14 protein-coding genes are annotated in these 18,922 nt (G+C 65.4%); 5 read left to right on the forward strand and 9 right to left on the reverse strand.

Annotation, left to right across the window (positions count from 1 at the left end):
* Positions 1-19: 19 nt before the first annotated feature.
* Complete coding sequence (locus tag ACIA5G_RS14850; RefSeq protein ID WP_395923408.1) at positions 20-4,153, forward strand: helix-turn-helix domain-containing protein; 4,134 nt, start codon at positions 20-22, stop codon at positions 4,151-4,153.
* 68 nt (positions 4,154-4,221) lie between these two features.
* On the opposite strand, the gene ACIA5G_RS14855 is transcribed toward ACIA5G_RS14850, so the two are convergent.
* The 4 genes from ACIA5G_RS14855 to ACIA5G_RS14870 all read right to left on the reverse strand — a co-directional run bounded on the left by ACIA5G_RS14855 (position 4,222) and on the right by ACIA5G_RS14870 (position 7,422).
* Entirely contained in the window at positions 4,222-4,686 is a 465-nt protein-coding gene (locus tag ACIA5G_RS14855) for a hypothetical protein (RefSeq protein ID WP_395923409.1), read from the reverse strand.
* A 197-nt stretch (positions 4,687-4,883) separates the two neighbouring features.
* The gene (locus ACIA5G_RS14860; RefSeq protein ID WP_395923410.1) at positions 4,884-5,234 is read right to left on the reverse strand and encodes a hypothetical protein; all 351 of its coding nucleotides are present in this window, start codon (positions 5,232-5,234) and stop codon (positions 4,884-4,886) included.
* A gap of 195 nt (positions 5,235-5,429) precedes the next feature.
* Positions 5,430-5,684 (reverse strand): hypothetical protein, encoded by a 255-nt coding sequence (locus ACIA5G_RS14865; RefSeq protein ID WP_395923411.1) that lies wholly within the window; start codon positions 5,682-5,684, stop codon positions 5,430-5,432.
* 136 nt (positions 5,685-5,820) lie between these two features.
* Positions 5,821-7,422, reverse strand: a complete 1,602-nt coding sequence (locus ACIA5G_RS14870; protein WP_395923412.1) for a helix-turn-helix domain-containing protein — start codon at positions 7,420-7,422, stop codon at positions 5,821-5,823.
* 420 nt (positions 7,423-7,842) lie between these two features.
* Here ACIA5G_RS14870 and ACIA5G_RS14875 point away from each other — a divergent pair, with 420 nt between their 5' ends.
* Positions 7,843-9,168 (forward strand): WD40 repeat domain-containing protein, encoded by a 1,326-nt coding sequence (locus tag ACIA5G_RS14875; protein WP_395923413.1) that lies wholly within the window; start codon positions 7,843-7,845, stop codon positions 9,166-9,168.
* Positions 9,169-9,442: 274 nt separating this feature from the next.
* Positions 9,443-9,574 carry a hypothetical protein gene (locus ACIA5G_RS14880; RefSeq protein WP_395923414.1) on the forward strand — a complete coding sequence of 44 codons (132 nt, stop codon included), beginning with the start codon at positions 9,443-9,445 and terminating at the stop codon, positions 9,572-9,574.
* 370 nt (positions 9,575-9,944) lie between these two features.
* On the opposite strand, the gene ACIA5G_RS14885 is transcribed toward ACIA5G_RS14880, so the two are convergent.
* Positions 9,945-10,559 carry a leucine-rich repeat domain-containing protein gene (locus ACIA5G_RS14885; RefSeq protein ID WP_395923415.1) on the reverse strand — a complete coding sequence of 205 codons (615 nt, stop codon included), beginning with the start codon at positions 10,557-10,559 and terminating at the stop codon, positions 9,945-9,947.
* A 33-nt stretch (positions 10,560-10,592) separates the two neighbouring features.
* The gene (locus tag ACIA5G_RS14890; RefSeq protein WP_395923416.1) at positions 10,593-10,829 is read right to left on the reverse strand and encodes a hypothetical protein; all 237 of its coding nucleotides are present in this window, start codon (positions 10,827-10,829) and stop codon (positions 10,593-10,595) included.
* 265 nt (positions 10,830-11,094) lie between these two features.
* Here ACIA5G_RS14890 and ACIA5G_RS14895 point away from each other — a divergent pair, with 265 nt between their 5' ends.
* Positions 11,095-11,259: a hypothetical protein gene (locus ACIA5G_RS14895; protein ID WP_395923417.1), complete on the forward strand. Its 165-nt coding sequence runs from the start codon at positions 11,095-11,097 to the stop codon at positions 11,257-11,259.
* A 260-nt stretch (positions 11,260-11,519) separates the two neighbouring features.
* Here the strand turns inward: ACIA5G_RS14895 and ACIA5G_RS14900 are convergent, their stop codons facing one another.
* Positions 11,520-11,927 (reverse strand): hypothetical protein, encoded by a 408-nt coding sequence (locus tag ACIA5G_RS14900; protein WP_395923418.1) that lies wholly within the window; start codon positions 11,925-11,927, stop codon positions 11,520-11,522.
* A 53-nt stretch (positions 11,928-11,980) separates the two neighbouring features.
* On the opposite strand from ACIA5G_RS14900, the gene ACIA5G_RS14905 reads away from it, so the two are divergent.
* A complete protein-coding gene (locus ACIA5G_RS14905; protein WP_395923419.1) occupies positions 11,981-15,556 on the forward strand; it encodes a tetratricopeptide repeat protein in 3,576 nt (1,191 codons plus the stop codon).
* A 161-nt stretch (positions 15,557-15,717) separates the two neighbouring features.
* Here ACIA5G_RS14905 and ACIA5G_RS14910 read toward each other — a convergent pair whose 3' ends face one another.
* Positions 15,718-16,149, reverse strand: a complete 432-nt coding sequence (locus ACIA5G_RS14910; protein WP_395923420.1) for a DUF2637 domain-containing protein — start codon at positions 16,147-16,149, stop codon at positions 15,718-15,720.
* A 206-nt stretch (positions 16,150-16,355) separates the two neighbouring features.
* The gene (locus tag ACIA5G_RS14915) at positions 16,356-18,413 is read right to left on the reverse strand and encodes a hypothetical protein (RefSeq protein ID WP_395923421.1); all 2,058 of its coding nucleotides are present in this window, start codon (positions 18,411-18,413) and stop codon (positions 16,356-16,358) included.
* Positions 18,414-18,922 lie beyond the last annotated feature (509 nt).

An 18,922-nucleotide genomic window follows, 5' to 3' on the forward strand; every position in this document is an offset into this window, starting at 1 on the left:
GCAGGCGTACGATAAGAGGATGAACGAGAGCTTTGGCGAGTCGGTCCGGAGGGTGCGGTCAGCCCGTCACTGGACCCAGCGCGACCTGGCTCAGCGTCTCGGCGTCGGCCAGCAGGCAGTCAGCAACTGGGAGCGCGGCAGGTCGTTCCCACCCGCAGGCGTGGCGTCCCAGGTCGCGAAGTTGCTCCAGCTGGACGTCGACGGCCCCGAAGAGCGCCGCGAAGCGCGCCCACCCCGCGCGGCGGCCACCACAGTGACTCCGCCAGCTCGCCCGCTGAGCCCCAGCCTCCCGCTGCAGGAGCTCCCACCCGACGTCTTCGAGCAGTTCAGCACCGACCTCGCGCACGCGCGGTACCCGAGTTCGCAGGTGCATCGATACGGCGCGCAAGGCCACACGCAGTACGGAATCGACGTCGTCGTCACCCACGCCGACGGCACGTCGACCGGGATCCAATGCAAACGCGAGCAGTCGTTCGGTCCCGCGAAGGTGAAGAAGGCGGTCGCCGCGCTGAAGGCTGACGTCGATCGGTGCATCATCTTCCTGACCCGCATCGCGAGCCCACAGGCACGGCAGGAGATCGCCAAGCACCAGCCGAAGTGGGCCCTCTGGGACATCGATGACCTGTCTCGTGAAGTGCGATCCCTTCAGGATCGCGATGCCGCCGTCCGACTCGTGGACACTTACTTCCCTGGCTGGCGGGAGCAGTTCCTCGGTGTCTCCTCCCCCGGTCCGTGGCTGACCGCCGACGAGTTCTTTTGCCCATTTGCGAAAGGCAGCATCTACTCGCACGAGTGGGACCTCGCCGGACGCGCGAACGAACTGGCCGACCTGTCGAAATTCGCCACGGACTCCGAGCCTCACATCGCCGTCATCGTCGGTCGCGGCGGGATCGGCAAGACCCGGCTGCTCCGTGCGGCAACCGAGGAGTTCGCGACGACAAGGTCGGCCACGATCCGGTTCCTCTCGACGGGCGTGAGCGTCACCCCGACGGACTTCGAGGTGCTCCCACCTGACCAGGGGCTCATGGTCGTCATCGACGATGCGCACGATCGGTCCGATGTCGGCACGCTGATCGCAGGGATCAGGCGGTTCCGGCCGAGCGCGAAGGTGTTGCTGTCGTCGCGACCGTACGGGCTTCCGCAGCTACACAGCGATCTCCGGCAAGTTGGTGTGCACCCGTCGGAGGTGCCGACGTGGGAACTCGGCGATCTGACCATTACCGACGCCGAAACGTTGGCACGCGGTGTGCTCGGGCCCGATCTCGGATCGCGGGTGGCGCCTCGGCTGGCGGCCCTGGCGTCAGACTGCCCGCTCTTGATCGTCGTCGGCGCGGCATTGATCGCGAAAGGAGACCTGGCTCCTGACCGGTTGGAAGCCAGCTCGGACATCCGCTACGAGATCCTTCAAACGTTCGGGGATGTCGCCGCCGCCGCTTCGGGCGGGGATGCGGAACTTCGGCGCGAAGTGCTCAAGCTGATGGCTGTCCTACAGCCCTTCCGGCTCGATCAACCCGAATTTCAAGCCGTCGCGGCCGCGGTGATCGGCAGGCCGTACGACAACGTGGTACCGCACTTGCGAGCTCTGCAGGACAGTGGCGTGCTACTCCGCCGAGCTCAGTCCGTGCGAATCGTTCCCGACCTACTCGGCGACGTGCTGCTCGCCGACGCCGCCATCGACGGGCCGTCCGGTACGTCGACCGGCTACCTGGAACGTGTATGCGACGCGACCTCCGGAGCACCGCTGGCCCACGCCGTCGTGAACGCCGGCCGGGTGGACTGGCAGACCAGGCGCTCCAATGAGAACGCGGCTTCAGCCGTCGATGTTCTCTGGTCCGCGCTGACCCGTGAGTACGAGGCCGGCACGACGTCTGTGCGGCTTCAGACCCTACAGGCTGTCCGCCAGGTTGCCGTTTTTCAGCCAGGGCACGCAATTGCGATGGTCCACACAGCGTTGGACGTCCGGGCTGAAGCCGGTAGGAGCACCGATTCGGCAGACGTCTCCGTGTACGAGGACGTCATCTTCGAAATCCCAGCAATCCTGTATCGCGCAGCGTACAGCTTGGACCACCTGACCGAAGCTGCCGACCTGTTGTGGGAACTGGCACGCGACGACGACCGGCCACCGCACCAACGCCCGGAACACCCGATGCGCCTACTGACCGAACTCGCCGAGTACGCCGTCGGTAAGCCTGCGGGGTTCCAGGACGGCATGATCAGCGCGGTTGAGCGCTGGCTGCGCGACGATCGAGTCGCCGAGCACCGCTACTCGCCTTTTGCCGTGCTGGAACCCGTTCTGGCCACCGAGTTCGAACAACGACGTTCGGACGGGCTGTCCCTCGTGCTACGAGGCTATCCGCTCAACCCGGAGTGGGCTCGTCCCCATCGCGACCGTGTCATCGATCTTGCGCTGAAGGAAGCACGCGAGGGCAATGTCCGCCGTGCTGTGCGAGCCGTAGAGGCCCTGGGTTCCGCGATCCGCTACCCGAGGGGGATGTACGGCCGTCAGGTCGACGCCGAGGAACGCGCGAGGTGGACGTCCGCTTTTGTCGACGTTCTCCACCACCTCACAGGACTTGCAGGCCACCCAGAGCTCGACCCAGTCGTGGTTGTGGCTGTGCGTCAGGCCGTGCGGTGGCACGCGCGCTACAGCACCACGGAAACGCGTCCAGCGGCCCTGGCTGTCCTTGCGGCCCTGCCTGATGACATCGAGCACCGCCTTGCGCACGTGTTGCACGACGGCTGGCGTCCGTCCAATCATGACTCCGACGACTACGATACGTGGCAGGAGAAGAAGGAAAACCACTTCGAAGAGGTGGCCGACGACGTGACTGGTCGTTGGTCACCAAACGAAGTGATCGATCACCTTGACCGTAGGCTCGCTCTCGATCGTTACGCGTTCGGACCCACGGCGGCCAGTCCGATTCCGTTCGTGTGGTCGCTCGTTAGACGCCACCCAGAAGTAGGTGTGACGCTGCTTCACCGTCTCATCTCGGAGAGCACCAAGGCGGATCCGACGGCTTCCGGATCGATCGACATCCTGCGTGATCTGGTCCCCACAGCGCTGGGCATGGTTGCCGACTCCCTTCCCGACGAAGCGATGAACCTCGCGCGGGCACTGGTCGATACACCGAGCATCGTCGACACTCGAGCTGTCGCGCACGCTTTCGGATGGGGGCGTGGGCACCGATCCACCTTGCTCGATGGTGAACCAGCCCTGCTCCTCGTCCTGATCGGCCACGACGATCAGGAGGTACGTCGGCTGGCCGTGTCAGCTGCGGGCTCGATCGACGGCGACCAGCGACTGGCCCTCCGGTTAGTCACCAAAGTCCGATTCGCCGATTCCCCTTCTGTGGCCGGCGAAGTCGCCGCGCTGCTCACGGCACCCAATGCAGCGCGATGGATGAACCTGACGGACGCACAGATCGACGACCTCTTCGACCAGCTGCGCCAGTGCCCATCCATCGACGACTACCACATCACCACTCTCCTGGCTGAGCTGTCAGCAGCACGACCTGAACAAGTCCTCGACCTTCTTCTGCGCCGCGCCGAGACAAATGAACACCACTCGTCACCTACGGACTACGACGCGTTTCCGTCTCACTGGGACAACTCACTGCACTTCCGGGACAGCAGGGACTTCGAGCGACTGCTGCGACGTGTCGTCACGTGGATCGCAGAGGCGCCTCAGTCATGGCCCCGAAGCCAGACGGGCGCAGAAATCTTCAACGCAGTCGCTGGACCGTATGACGAACAGGTCTCGAAGTTGTTGTCCGACGCCGCAAACTCGGGCGCCGAAGAGCAGATGCTCGCTGTGGCCGCGATCCTGGGCCACGCACCGCGAGATTTCATCTGGAACAACACCGAGTTCGTCGTCGCCTGCATGAAAGCGGCAGACAGACTCGGGACCGACTACCTCGGAGCGATTTGCAGCGGGGTGCACTCGGCCTTGATCCGAGGCACCCGCATCGGCACACCTGGCCAGCCGTTCCCGGAAGATGTCGAACAACGTGACAAGGCCAACGAGATCGCATCCACTCTGCCGCGTGGTTCCGTCGAGCACCAGTTCTACCAATCCCTCGCCTCGGCTGCGGAACGCCAGATCAGCCGGGAGATCGGCCGAGACGAGGAACTCGGTGACAGTCGTACCTGGTAGCACCAGCAGATATCCCGATTCCGTGAGAGGCAAGCTGATGCTCACGATCCCGGAAGACCACCGGTTGATCAACAGTTATGGCCAGCTGCGCGGCCAGCATCGGCGATGGTCTGCGGTCTGATCAAACCCGTCGAGCTGCTCAATCTCGCCTTCTCACGGGCGTACGTAGACGAGCGGCCCTTCGTCTCTCTCACCGACTTACTGGTCGACCAGTCGCAGCTGAGCCGCCTGCTCGCATGTTCCGGCCCGATCAACTGCCGCCGCCCTGGGAGGTCATCCAGACGACAGGGGCGGGAGTTACGGCAGACGTGGTCCAGGTCGGCGACGCCGGTGGGCTCGGCCGCTGGGACTGTCCGTGCTGAGGCGCGGCGGATCCAGTCGTACGACAGCCCGGTCCAAGGTCGCGCGCGGTCGGTGCCGGGCAGCGCGAGGAACAGCTCGTCGGATTCCAGTTCGACGAACCCGTGCCCGGCGAAGTAGAACACGAACAGGTCGGTCGCGGCCGCGGCGGTGTCGCGGACACGATCAAGCACCTCGTTCGCCGACGGAGGATCGGTCGTCGTCGCGCGGTGGGCATGCGGAAGGCCCCCAAAGCGAGGGATCGGTGAAGGCGGCGCGCAGCGCTTGCACACCGCGGCCGGCCGCCGGAACGTCGCGCAGGTGCTGGTACTGGCCGCGGCCCACCAACAGAACCCGCGACGCCTGCGGGTCGGCCAGGTCGGGCACTGGCTCAGTCCGCCTGGTCGTCATCCACCTGGGGGAGTTCCGTCGTCAGTGCCGCGGTGATCGCCGCGAGGGTCTCCGGCGCGGGATCCCGCACGATGATGCTCACCCCGTTGTGCTCGATCCGGACCTCGGCAGCGTCATCAGGGCGGTGCGAGCGCCACGCCAGGATCGACACCACCAAGCTCGAAAGGGCCGCGGCGTTCGCCACGAGCGTGTTGATCACCTCGAACGCGCCGAGGTCCTCGTCCCCCTCCGTCGCCGAGGGCTCCCGAACGGATTCCGCTGGGTCGGCGTCGCCGAGCAGCCATCGATACAAGGAGCCCGCACCCCCGGCCACCTGAAGCTGCAGTACCATCGGGCCCCTTCTGTCCGGTACTGCTTGGCAGCCGGAAGTCGCGAGTTGGGGTGGGTGGCGTTACGCACGAGTCGTCCCTGCCGACGCTGGAGAACGAGGACTCCAACTCGGTCTTCGACGATCACCTGCGAGATCGCTGAACCGCAGCTTGTCGCATCCTTTCGACGCAGGATGCGCGTTTCCTGTCGGCGTCGTTCAGCTTCCGGTCTCGCTGGGCTTGGGCTGCTGTCCGGCCTCATCACCGGTGTTCGGCAGCTCGCGCGGGGGCGGCGCGATCGCGGGCGGGCTCTGGAAGAGGTTCCGCAGGAACAGAACGGCTCCGCTGGCCGCCGAGATCACAGCGGCAGGCACGGTGATGGCCAAGCCGACCGGCGATCCTTGACCGACCAAGATGATGATCACCGCGGTGAACAGGACCACGAGGCTGAGAAACACGAACAGGAGCCCCATGGGCGTAGGCGACGTCGGACGTCGCCCCGTGTGGGGTGACAAGGGTGCCTCCGTGATGATCAGTGACGCAGGTATTCGACCCAAGGGCGAGGAGGGCCGTTCAGCTTCGGTCGCGCCGAGCGCGCTGCCGGACCTCTTAGGACTGCTTCCTCGCCGATCGCCGCCGTCCGCGGGCCCGGGTGGCGCCTTCATCAGCACGGACCGATGCGTCGTCGTCATCGACCCGTCGGATGTTGCGGCCGAGCAGGCTGATGTAGAACCCGGTCAGGGAAAGCAACTTGCCCGTGGACGCCGGGTACCAACCGACATTGACGTCACCGGCTTCGGGTACCCGCCCGAGCCCGGCGACAAGGTGCCAACCGACGGGAAGGGTTACCGACAGCTTTCCGCTGTTCTTGAAAGCTTGGCGTGTCGTCAGCAGACTCCGCGACCGTACCCGCTGTTCCCGCTTCCAGCCGTCCCACTCGAGGCTGACCTCGCCTTCGACGTCCGGGTCGGGGTGCCAAGGCTGCAGCCAGATGGGCCCGACCCAGAACGCCGGGAACGCGACGGTGTGCAAGCGCCGAGGACCGGGAGCCTTGCCTCGCCGACGAGTGGACTTGCCGGGCTGGGTGATCTGCGTGCGGGAATCGAAGGTCCTGGTCGCCGCCAGCCAGCCGTCAGCCTGGTAGGTGGTGTCGAGCCGGGCCAGGGAGTAGTCCGGTGACGGGCGTTGGCCCGTCCGCTCGAGATGTTCGATCATCTTCGCCGTGATCGGCTTCAGTTTTCCGAACGTCGTGGTGCTGGCCCGTGCCGCAGCGGTTTCGCGGTTCTTCATGCCGCGTGCGCGGCGCACCAAGTGCAGCTGCGCCGGCTCGACCAGCAGCTGCGTGTCCACCAGACCGTCACCGTCGCAGATGGTCTGCACAGGCGGGGTCACCAGCACCGTCTCCGACTCCTCGATCTGGTGTGAGGGACGCCCCGGCGTGAGAGCACCCAGATGCCGCAAGACTGCCTCGTCGTAGTCGATGTCCAGGTCATCGGCCGTGTCACGCAGGACCTGCAGCCATGAACCGTGGGGCTTTTCGAACTCCTCCGGGGCGGACAGCGACGGCGGGTCCGGCCGCTCGACGGCCAGCTTCGGCGCGGTGTAGTACTCGATGCCCATCTCGCTCATCACGTCGACGTGGACGGTGCCCGAGCCGAATGCGCACCAGCCACCTTCGGCCACCTCGTGGCCTTCGGAGTCCTCGAAGGTCGCGACCAGCGGAGGATTGGGCGCGCTCAGCGAGGCCTGCACCAACAGACCCGCCGCCGTCCGCGGCATCGGGAACGTGCGGTAGAGCGGGCCCCAGCTCAGCCGCGCCCACAGCTCACCACGTACATCCGCGTTCGCCCGCAACCACACCCACGCCGCCTGCTCCTCCGGGAACCTGAATCGGCGGGGATAGTTGTGCGACCACTGCGCTCGCGGCGGGAACCCGTCGCTGACCTGCGCCCCCTGCCACAAACCCACCATTGCCAGCTTGTACTTGGCCTTGAGGTTCAGCACCTCCGCGAAAGCCTCGACCACCGAGAGATCGGTCGCTCGAAGACCGGTTTCCCAGTTGGAGACCGTCGTCGGGCGGCTCGGCCGATCGGCCTCGGCCAAATCGGTTCTGGCCTTGAGCTCGGCGGTGACCGCTTCCAGGGTCACGCCCGCCTTCAGGCGCCACTGCCGCAGCGTGTCACCCGCAATCGGGCGAGAAGTCGTCGTCATGACAAAAGGATCCGCGGACGCTCTCCCGGACGCAAAGCCGATCACGGCAGCTTTCCACGCTGACTCCCCGCCGCGACGCCGTCCACGTGGCAGAAAGACGCTCTGACCAGGCGAAATGAACGACTACGGCGACGTACGCGCGGCCGTCGCAGCTGCGTCAAATCGGGGGGTTCGGCACCTTGCCGGTGACCGCCGTGTTCCGTAGCACCAGCGCTGGCCTCCGAGCTTCCTGACGTCAGGTCTTTTAAGGCGCTCGCCGCTCCGAGAGCGCAGCCGTCGGCCGGCCCGGGCGCTGTAACGCAGCCGCGCATGGCGCGACCTTGAGTGTGTACTCGCCGTCTCGATGGACCTGGGTTGGCATATCGGGCCCTCCGAAGGAGCTGGCGAACATCGACATCGTGAGGGCGGACGACGACTGTGATGAGGCGAGTCCTCGAATTCCTGGTGCCGTTGGCCGGACTCGCCGTGTGGTACTTCATCAAAGATCCCGAAGCAGCAACTGCTGCGGGCATCAGTGGAATTGTGCTGTACCTCGTCAATTTCCTCATCGAAAAGTGGGCAGGCGACCGGCTGCCAGGAAAGACGAAGAAGCCGACTCCGCAGAGCCAGAAAGTGCCGCTCCAGCCTCGAACCGACACGATACCCGCCACCAAGTCGGGACCACCCGCACGAACCACGACCGCGAGGTCGATCGAGCCTCGAGTTGCCACCCCGCTCGCCCAGCGTTCCCGAGCGAGTCCCCTGGTCAGGAGACGGACGTTGATGTTCGCCGGCGCGTCGGTAGCAGTCGGCGGTGTGGCGTCGTGGTTGATCGTCGAAGACAAGCGAGACGACTCGATCGGGGTCTTCACCGGCCATACCGATGCGTTGTTCTCAGCGCGGTTCAGCCCGGATGGCAAGACCCTGGCCACCGGCAGCATGGACGGAACCGTCCGGCTGTGGGACGTCGAGGCAACGACCAGCCGGAAAACACTGGCACTGAGCGGGCCAGCTGCCGGCCTGGGTGATATCCACTTCACCCCGGACGGCTCGACGATCATGGCCGCCGCGGGCTGGGCGCCCGGCGTCGGTCAGCAAGTCGCATTCTGGAACGCGCACAGCGGAAGCCTGCTCAGGACGTGTCCGATCCCCGGCCAGCGCTCTCGCTGCGTCATGAGCCCAGACGGTCGGATCGTCGCGACGGGCGGCGACCAGCGTGCCATCACTTTGTGGGACAGGCAAAACTGGCGACCGGTAGGCAACTTGCTCGGGCACACGGGCGTCGTGATCGACGCCGCGTTCAGCCGAGACGGCAAGGCTCTTGCCAGCATCAGCGAAGACAAAACGATCCGGACCTGGAACGTCGCCTCCCGCAGTCAAACTGCCATTATCCAAGACACCGAGGTCAGCAATTCGGGAGGCGGCGTGGCGATCAGCCTGGATAGCGCCATCGTCGCATACACCAAGAACTACCATGCCGCGAACATCTGGCACCCTTCTGCTGGATCGGTCGTGCGCGCAGTGACCAACGTCGTGCAGAATTTTGCCGACAACCCGGTCTTCAGCCCCGATCGTCGCCACCTCGCCTGCGTCGATCAATGGGAAGGTTCCTACATCATCCGAATATTCGACCTGGGCACCGGCGCAGAGAAGAAAATGATGTACGGGCACGAAGGGCCGATAGCGTCGCTTGCCTACAGCCCGGACGGTTCCAAACTGGCCAGTGCCGGCTTCGATAAAACCGCCCGGCTCTGGTCGGTGGATTAGCAGACAGTCGGCGGATTGGCACATCCGAAGCCGAGGTGGTTGAAGCCACCGCGTGCTACGGCTCGATCGCGAGCGACCTGCGCCTCGCTGAGCCGCCCGATGCACTGCAGGCAAGACCGCCGGACATGGCGACCTACGTCCGCTAGATGGCGTTGGGCATGGCGTGGTCGGGACCGGGTACGGACAGCAACTACCCACCCTCTCCTGCCTCTGACCCGCAGATATCCGCAACCCTGACATTTGTCGAGTTCAGCCGACGCCGACGGGAGCGCCCATGAAGACACCCTCCCGCGCTGACCTGACGCTCGGCGTTAGGTACTTCTTCACCGGCCTCGTCGCCCTCGGAGCGGCCTTCGCCTCCTACCGGTACGGCCTCCACTTCGCCTTGCGATTCGGCGCAGACTAAAGCGACCGTCTGGATCTGGCCTCTGATCGTCGACGACCTGCTCACCATCGCGACCATCGAACTCTGGAAACCGGCAGGCGGGGCAAGTGGCAGGCATGTCTCGCGTTCGTCTTCGGGGTCTCCCTCTCGCTTTGTGCCAACATCGCGTCGGCCGCTGCCCTGAACGCGTTTGGATCATGGTCGCGGCTTGTCCTCCTCTGGCACTGCTTCTGGCAGTCGAGTTGCTCAACCGGGCGCTCAAGCGCCACCGCGCCGCGCCCGACCAGGAGCCGAGCCCGGCAGAACCCACTCCCCGAGGAGTTAGAGCGTGTCTTACGTGGCGATTGGTGCCAGCGCCATCTTTTGGCCGCTGAGCTCGTCCACGTCCCTGTCAGCCGAAGTAGCGGTCGAAGCCGTCGATGTGATCGAACCACGCGTGCAGCCGGTCGAACTCGCTCTCGGGCAGCGGGTTGCCGTCCAACCGGACATAGCGCAACGCGGGGAGACGGCGCAGCCCCGCGGGCGCGGCGGAGAACTCGTTGGCGATCAAGTTGAGCGAACGCAACGACGGCAAATCGAAGAGCGGCTCCGGCAGGTCCCGGAGCCGATTGCCCATGACGTTCAACCGCACCAGCTGCCTCAGCCGTCCGATCGAATCCGGAAGGGCGGTCAGCCGGCTGTCGCGCACGTCGAGATAGCGCAGCCGTGACAGCTTCCCGATGTCGTCAGGCAGAGCGGCCGGCCCGAACCGGAGAAGGGTGAGCTGGACGAGTTCGGGAAAACGCAGCACCCGGCCGACATCGTCCAAGATCGAATCAGCGCTGTGACTGCCGAGGACCAGCCGGGTCACCGGCCCTGACGCCCGTTCAGCCTCGTCGAGGCTCAGGTAGGTGCTGCACGTCTTCCGCGCTTCACCGACCGCGTCCAGCCAGGCGGCGAAGTACTCGTCCCGCCACACCCGGAACCGGATCTCGACGGGATCACGATCGTCTTCGCCTTCCAGCACGAAGACGAACTCGTCGTCCGGCCAGATCTTGAGTCACCAGCCCTGCTCGTCGTCGTAAAACGGCTTCGCCGTCGTTCCGACCGGGACATCGCCGGCGGTCCAGGACCGCATCCGGACATCCATCCAGTTGCCCCAGCTGAACCCGCCCAGGTCCCGCCCGGCGCCGTCGAAGAACCGGGGCTGCATCCCGTAGTAGCCCTGATCGACCAGCCGGACGGCGAACCCGTCCACGATCGGGTACTGGTCGGCTACGACGCTGATGCCCGTCACCACCCCCCTTGTTGCAGTGCATCGGGTACAAGCCTTGGTACCCGCGCTCGGTCTGGACAGTCCGTTGAGCTGTGCTTCGGTCGCGCCGACGAACCTTGGACTGCGAGACAGGATACGCGGTGAAGAAATGGCCATCGGAGTCGTCGAACGCAAAGCCGAGCACTTCCTCGCCTTCCTCATCCTCGGAGCCGGCCTCATCTGCTACAGGAGACTCCGCAAACTCACCACATGAGACAAGCTCTTATTCACAGGGAGGGAGGCATCTGTGGAAGAAACGGTCGAGCAGCAGACGTCGGCTTTCTACGAAGCCGAGTGTCGTCAAGGCCGCACGCCGACCGGCGCGGATCTCGATCGCATCGCCAGCACACAACTGCGGCCGCCGCATCCTGCGCAATTGCGATCAGTGGGACAGCTACCCCTCGGCTACTGAGTCAAGTGGCGTCCGGCACCTGAACTCGCAGCACGAGACCGTCGACGCCGGTGACGGGCTCATCCGCGGCCGCCGGGCTTGAGGGTGTGCCCGTCGAGAAGAACCACATCGAACGTCGTGCTTTGGCTACCGTCGGCTTCCGCTCGGCCCAGAAAGGTCTAGTTGGCGAACTCGGCAGCTCGCCGTGGGGCTACTCCTAGGGGTGAATCGTGTTCAGGACCACAGCGTGGGCGGCCAGCCGAGTCCTGTCAGGACGCGCCTTACTCGATGTGAGTCTCACTGTCGGAGATCAGCGCATTCTTGCCGGCCTTCTGTCGCACGTCAGCGGGCCCGGTGACCTCCACCGGCGAGTTCTCGATCCGGCCAAGTCCGGAGGCCACCTTCAGCACCGTGGTCGTCGAGCCCTGCCGAACACGAGTTCCGGATCGCCGGATGACGCCGCCGCGACGCGCCGTCACCTCGACACGTGGCCCACCGGCCGTCCGGCCCACGGTCCGAGCCCGGCGCCACTCGACCGCCGCCCACGCTGCAGCGACTGTCGCCAGTCCAGCCGCCAGCCCCCAGCCCCATTGCTGGGTCAGCAGGTTACCGAGGATTCCGGAAACGATGCCCAGCACAACCGCGGCGACAGCAAGCGCCTGGGAGCCATTACCTTTGAACTTGGCCATCCCGCCCCCATCGCGTTGTGACAACAACACCCTTCTCGTGCAATTATAGCGCCGTGCCGCCGCCGCTCGATCACCACGACAACGCCGCCTTGGTCGGACGATCACACGAAGTCCGCGAATTCAGTCAGTTCATTTCTGGCAATGACCGTGTGCTCGTGCTGTGGGGTGCTCCCGGCTCCGGCAAATCGACCCTGGTGCGGGACCTTCGCACCCGGTGCGCAGCCCCCACCGGGTCGATCGATCTCGAGGAAATCGTCAGCGCGGATCCTCCGTCCCGAAACTTCACACACGACATAGCGCGTCGGGTCCTCGACGAGTTCGCCATCCAGTTCGTGGGCGACGAAGGCCGGAAAACAAAAGGGTATCGGTCCGCCGCAGCCACGGCGGACCGAACCGCGCTCGGCACGCAACCTCCGATATTCATCTCTCAACATGCGATCGACGGCACGATCATCGACTCCCCGATCACGGTGCTGACCGCAGGACCACATCACCTGGAAGCAGAAAGTGCGAGAACCGCTCAGCGAAGGCTCTTGACCCGTGCGTTGATCGACGATCTGGCTCGCACCCGGATACACGACTTCGTGTTGTTCGTGGACACCACCGAACGACTTCACTTCCTCGACCAGCACAGTCCCGGGCGCGACCACGGGACCGAGGGCTCGGGAGCCGGACACTGGCTCACGCACGACGTCCTCACCGGACTTCTTCGCGCGCTACCTCGGCTCAAGGTGGTGCTCGCCGGCTGGCATGACATCCAGCTTCCGGCCGCGATTCCCGCAATGCACCTGGAGGTACGGCCCTGGTCACAGGACAGCACCTGTGAGTACGCCGTGTCCCGCGGAGTTCGTGACCACACGTTTCACGAGGGAGCACACCGGATCTGCGGCGGAAACCCCACTTGGACTGGTTTCCTTCTCGACAGTTGCCTACCGACGGGAGATTCCTCGTCAGGCCGGCTTCATTTTCCGGCCACTGCGGACTCGGCGCGGTGGCTGATGGACGCGTTCCTGGAGCGCCTCAGCCCGATCATGCGCGAGGTGGTCATCACCGCATCCATCATGCGATCGGTCAACAAGGAAGCCATCGTCGCACTGGCCGAAGATGACAACTGGCCCCGCGACTGGTTCGAAATATTGTGCCGCTTCTCCTTCTTCGCGGTCTCCGACGTTGCGTCGACCGGGAGACGAATACATCCGATCGTCCGTCGAGCCCTGCTCACCCACCTCTTCGACACCGAGCCGGCGCGCCACGCCCGGATGCACCGCCGAGCGGCTGAGCACCGCCGGCAACAAGGTGACTACACCGAAGAGACTTACCACCGGTTCGCCAGCGGTGATAAGGAGAGGCTTCACGAATGGCGGCAAAGCGTGGCCAACGCCCGCAGGAACGGCAAGCTCGACGACGCTCTGCGAATGGTCGAGCTTGCCACCGCTCCCGAGCAACAACAGGTGCTCCGGCACCGAGCACCGGAAATCGTCATCGGAGCCGAGCTCGAGTCCTCGGCCATCGCTCTCGATCAGGGAAAGCTGGCCGAAGCCTCCGCCCGCGCGGGCATCGCGAGGCAGCTGGCCGACGAAAACGATGACACACGAGCCTTGGGCGAAGCGGTACATCGGCTCGCCGATGTACTACTCCGGAAGAACGACCTGCCACACGCCGAAGCACTGTTCAGGGAATGCGTTGACCTGTGCACATTGTCGGGCGACTCATCGACCCTCGCCGATGTCCGTGCTCATCTCGCGGCAGTCGCCCTGCGCCGCCGCGACTGGGAGGCAGCCGTCGCTCGTCTTGAAGAGCTGGTTCGCGAACAAGGTTCGACGCCCGATCGTCCGGACCACCTCGCCGGCAACCTGATTTCTCTCGCATGTGCACGAGCGAAGCAAGGAGACACCCACGCGTCCTCCGATCTGCTCGCGCAGGCCGCGCAGGTCAGGGGCGCGACCGGCACCCCCGTCCAGGACGCCCGCTTCGCGCAATGGATGGGGCAAGTCTTTTGGGCACAGGGCGATCTCGCCTCTGCCGAGACCCACTTGTGCCGAGCCGTCGAAGGGTACTCCGCTGCCGATCGCCATAACGATGCCGCGGACGCACTACACACCATCGGCGACATGTTCCTGGGGCATCGGGAATACTCCAAGGCCGAAAAATACCTGTTCAAGGCCCTGGATGCGTACAGCACGCAGGCCATGCCGGTCGACAGAGCCGATGTCTTGCGAGACCTGTCCACCGTGGCGCACGCAGCCAGCGACTACAGTCGTGCCGACGAACTGATCAGCGAGGCTCTGGTGATCTTCGAAGCCGAAGATCACCAGAACGGTATCGCCCGAACCCTGCTCTCCAGGGCGAATGTGGAACGAGACAGGGGCGACGATGCCGCCGCGCGTAAGACCTACACGCGAGCGCTCGCCCTCGCACGCCAGGTCGACAACCGCTTTGTCATCTGCGAGTCGCTCCAAGGCCTCGGCAGACTGGACCGAGATGCCGGAAATCTGGACGAAGCCGAGGAAAAGCTGAATTTGGCCTTGACCTACGCCGAGGACGGACTCCCCAAGGTCAACAGCTACTTCATCCTGGCAACGGTCTACCGGATGATGCACGATCCCGCCCGAGCACATCTGCTGCTGCAACAGACGCTCGACCTCGCGAGAGCGGCGGATGACCAGCGAGGCATCGCCAACGTGTTTTACGAGCAGGGACTACTCGCCTCGCAGCAAGGAGACACCAACACCGCGGTCCAGAAGTTCTCCAGCGCCCAAAAAGTCTACCGATCCATCGATGACGGCAACGGTCTTCTCCTGGCCGCCGACCAGCTCGTCCGCTTGGCGATCGACCATGGGAAAACCGACATCGCAAAGGGCCTTGCACGCCGTGCGCTTGCTGAGCACGACGGTGCGAGCCACCCGGCTTCCCTCGCCAGTCTTTACGCTCGACTCGCGACTATCGAACTCGACCGGAAAGAACAGCTCCTCACCAAGGCCGAAAGCCTATACCAGAAGGCAGGAAACGACGCCGGCGTGGCCTACTCTCTTTATCATCTCGGCGTCGCACACCGCGCCGGCAAACGACTGGACGACGCCCGCGAACTCCTGACACGCGCCGCGGGTATCGCCGGCGAATCGTTGTTACCGCACGTACTGAACGAGCTCGGCCGGGTTGAAATCGATGCCGGTCGGCCACTAAAGGCACGCCCGTGGCTCGCGCAGGCACGACTGGAGGACGACGCCGTCCAGAAGGCGGATGCCGTGCTGCAGCTCGCAATGACCTACCGCGCCGACAAACAGCACTACTTCGCCCTGCTGGCCGAGGCGATCGAACTGGCCGCAGAGCCGGAAGTCCGCATCGTCCGCGCACGAGCGCTTCTGGAGCGCGGCGAGGGTCATGCGGCGATCGGCCGGTTGGAGGCGGCGGAGAACGACCTCACCGACGCACTCACGATTTTCGACCAGCTCGACGACCCGGCCGGCGCGGCGAGATCGCTGGGCTTGCTCGGCAGGATGTTCCGCGATCGAGGCATGACCGACATCGCCGCGCAGATGCTTGACGATTCTCTGAGCATGTATCAACGTGCCCGGGACGAGGCCGGTGCAGCATGGGTGACTTCCTTGCTTCATCACCTCCGGTCATGACGACCAGCCCACGGTTAAGCGCCGCCGTAGCTGCTGACTGCCCAGGGTATCGGGATCGCGGCCGCCGCGATCCCGACCGGTGGCAAAAGATTGGCGGTCGGTGCCGCGATCGGGCTACCGACCGACGCCGCTTGGAAAGACCTGTTGCTCAGGAACGAAGGTTAAGAGATTAACCACGGAGCCCGGGAGCTGTTCGACGCTGGCAAGAGGACGGTCAACGGCACCCGACACGCCGCCGAAACCTCGCCGAAAGCAAGCGGTGGGCAAGCCGCCACCACGATCGAAAACACCGTCAGCCGCGGAGCCGAGCCGATGTTCGCGCACAAGGACAGCGAGATGCCAAATCCGAACGCCGTCCACGCAGCCCGCCGCCGCGCATCGCTCGGCTTCCACAACTCGACCGTCGCCGTAGTCAGCAAGCCGTCCACGATCAACGGCCACATCGTGGCTGTCGCCGCATCAGCGCCAAAACGCAGGGCGAAATCGCGACCGTGCCGATACGACGCATACGCCGCGCCCAAGGCCACCAGGGTCGTACATGCGCACTGAACCCAGAATGACAGCCTCTCACTCTCCGGCTTCAAAAACGTCACGAGGAACCACCTCGTCGACGCCGCTCAACATCGACTACACCGGAAAACTGCAGCTCACATGCCTTTTCGAGCCGTTGGGTTCTGGATGGAACCGCGCCATTGAAGTAGCTCTCTCGTCACCGCGCGGTGACGCACCACGACGCACAAGCGGATGAGGACCCTCCGGCGGGGAATCGGTGATGCCAGCCGCTTCCCCACCGGATCGTTCACATGGGCAGGGCGTTGAGCAGCAGCTGGGTGTGCTCGCTGACCCACTCGGTGGTGGACTTGTTGGCGCCCTGCAATGCTCCTTGCCCGAGGGTGGCGGCGACTCGGCCGAGGACACCGACGATGCCGTCGACCATCCGCCGCACCTTGCTGGGCTTGGGTTCCGGTCCGGTAATGACCTCGAGGGTCTCTTCGGCGGCTTCGTGGATCTCCTCGCGGGCCTCGTCGGTCAGCTCGGACCGCTGCGGGAGCTGCGCGAGCAACTGCCGCACGATCTCGGCGAGCTCCTCATACCCGGCGGCAGGCTGATTGTGCTGAACTTGGGTGAAACCGCTGCTGTGAAAGGCCTGCTGACCACCACCAATCGAGCCGATGTGGGTGTCCTGGCTGGTGCTGTTGTAGGTGGTGTGGCCGGGCTGCCCGCCGTTGCTGAGGTAGGAGGCCACATCCCCGCCGTGGACCAGGCAGTCACGGCCCTTCGAGGTCAGCGCCGGACGCAGCGACCCGTTCGTGGCCTGGTCGACACGGACGGACGTGATCAGGCCGGCATCGTAAAGGAACTCAGCCTGGTGTTCGATCTCGCTGCGGGTGAACGGCTGCTGCGGATAGTCGATCTGGTCACTCCCGAGAAAACCAGACCAGTCGACTGGGTAGGACTCCGACTCCAGCCAACGCAGCATCCTTGTCCGCAGCTCCGCCACCCTGCGTGCCGGACGCTGGGCGATCAGCTGCTGCGCCCTCCGGTGCCCGGCACCGGTCAGCCAGCAGTCGACGCCTCCCAAGGTGCTGAGATCCGTCGCGAGCCCCTGGCCCACCAGGAACTCGACCACCGCGAACCGACGTTCCACCGGCACGCCGAGCGCGGCGAGGAAGTTGTCGGCGGCGTTGTCAGCTTTTTCGGTCTCTTCCAGGTGCATCAGCAGCGCCTCGCACTGCTGATCAAATGATGTGGTCACTGTGTCTCCTGTTCTCGATTGTTGCCATGCAGCAGCCTGTGCAGCGGTCCGGAGCTGGACGGATCTGGCAGGGAGGACCTCCCTGAGCCGGGACTGGCCGGGATCCTGGTGTTCTTCTTGGACCAGGTAGGCGATCGGTGAGCCGGCCGGGCCCCAGTGCAGGTCGAGCACCGTCGCTGAGCGGCCATCGGCCAGGTGGACCGGGGTGCCCTGCCCGAACCCGCCGTGGCGAGTCACCAGCGCGGCGTCAAGCGTGCGTTTCGGCCGGCGCCACAACTCCAGCCCGGGGGCACTTCGTCGGCCGTCACCCGTCGGCGTCCACGCTGTCCGCCACCGCCCGGCCCATTCCGTCCGCGCGGTCAGCAGCAGCGCGCGCTGCTCGACGCTCAGCTGTTCGTTGTCGACCGTGACGTCTGCGGCACGGTCGATGAAGGCGTCCAGCATCAGCTTGCTGTGGTTGTCCCAGTGCTTAAAGCTGGCGTCGTTCGCCAGCAGCGCGGCCGCGGCCCGGTCCAGCGGGTCCAGCAGCGCGTCGACCGCGTCGAGGTCGCTGGCTTCGACCGCGAAGCGCAGCTGCTCGCGAGGCGGGCGCAGCGTCGGCTCGTCGAACAGCAGTGCCCCGTAGATAAGCTGGCCGAGCCAGTCCTGCTCGGCTGAGTCGCCGTCGTAGGTGCCGATTCTGCTGCTCAACGCCTGCATCCGCGAGTTCGGCACGCTCGCCGAGATCCGAACGATGGAGTCGACCCCGATGGCGTCTTCGGGGGTCCAGCCGACGTCGGTGTACGCCACCAGCGCCGATGTGGCCAGCCGCCGGTGCGCGGCGGTGTAGGAGATGCCGTTGCGCGCGGCGTAGGCACGCACGTATGCCTTGAACTTCTTGTCCGTGGTCATGGTCGTCATCCCTTGCGGGCGCTCGATCCCACGCATCTCGCGCCGCGGACGTCGACTATCACGAACCGGTGCTCGATCAGCAGCACGGAGGCTGGGCCCCTTGTCCTTCGAGCCGTCCCGGCGTGGGCGAGGTCGGCGCGGAGTCAGGCCGTCGTGCGGCGGCCGAGTACCACTGTAGCGGATGGAGCCGACCTTTCCGCGCGACGCCACGCGCGCCGGACTATTCCGCCCGCACTGCCCACGGCCGATGGCCGTGAAGCTGCTGCCTTCCAAGCGAGCCTCGGATTCCAGCGAACTCCCGGCCCAGCACTGCACCAGCGTTCGTCGCGGCGTTCACCCAGTCGGGCAGTCGTCACCCGCGACCTGTCCGTCTCGGGAGCTGACGGCGAAGCCAGGCTGGGCACGATTTCCTCTCTCCAAGGCGTCGGGACCCACGCCGAGCGGGCTTGTGCAAGTCGTGAAATGTAAGGTCACAGCCATGGTTTCGCGGACTCGGCCGGATTGCTGGAGGGACGGGGTGGATCGCCGTTGATCAAGCGCAACCATGGGTTTGGCGGGTGTTTCCCTCGCTGGTGGTCCTCGCGCTCGTCGGCGCATCCGCCATCTCCGCTTACGTCCTGTACCGAGCGGGGGTGCCCGGCTCGCCTGTCGGCCCGACTCCGCCGTTGGTCCGGCCGCAGGCGACCGCCAGCACCACATCGGATTCGCGGACGGTCAGC

This window comes from Amycolatopsis sp. NPDC051758 (assembly GCF_044453095.1).
Classification (GTDB): Bacteria; Actinomycetota; Actinomycetes; order Mycobacteriales; family Pseudonocardiaceae; genus Amycolatopsis.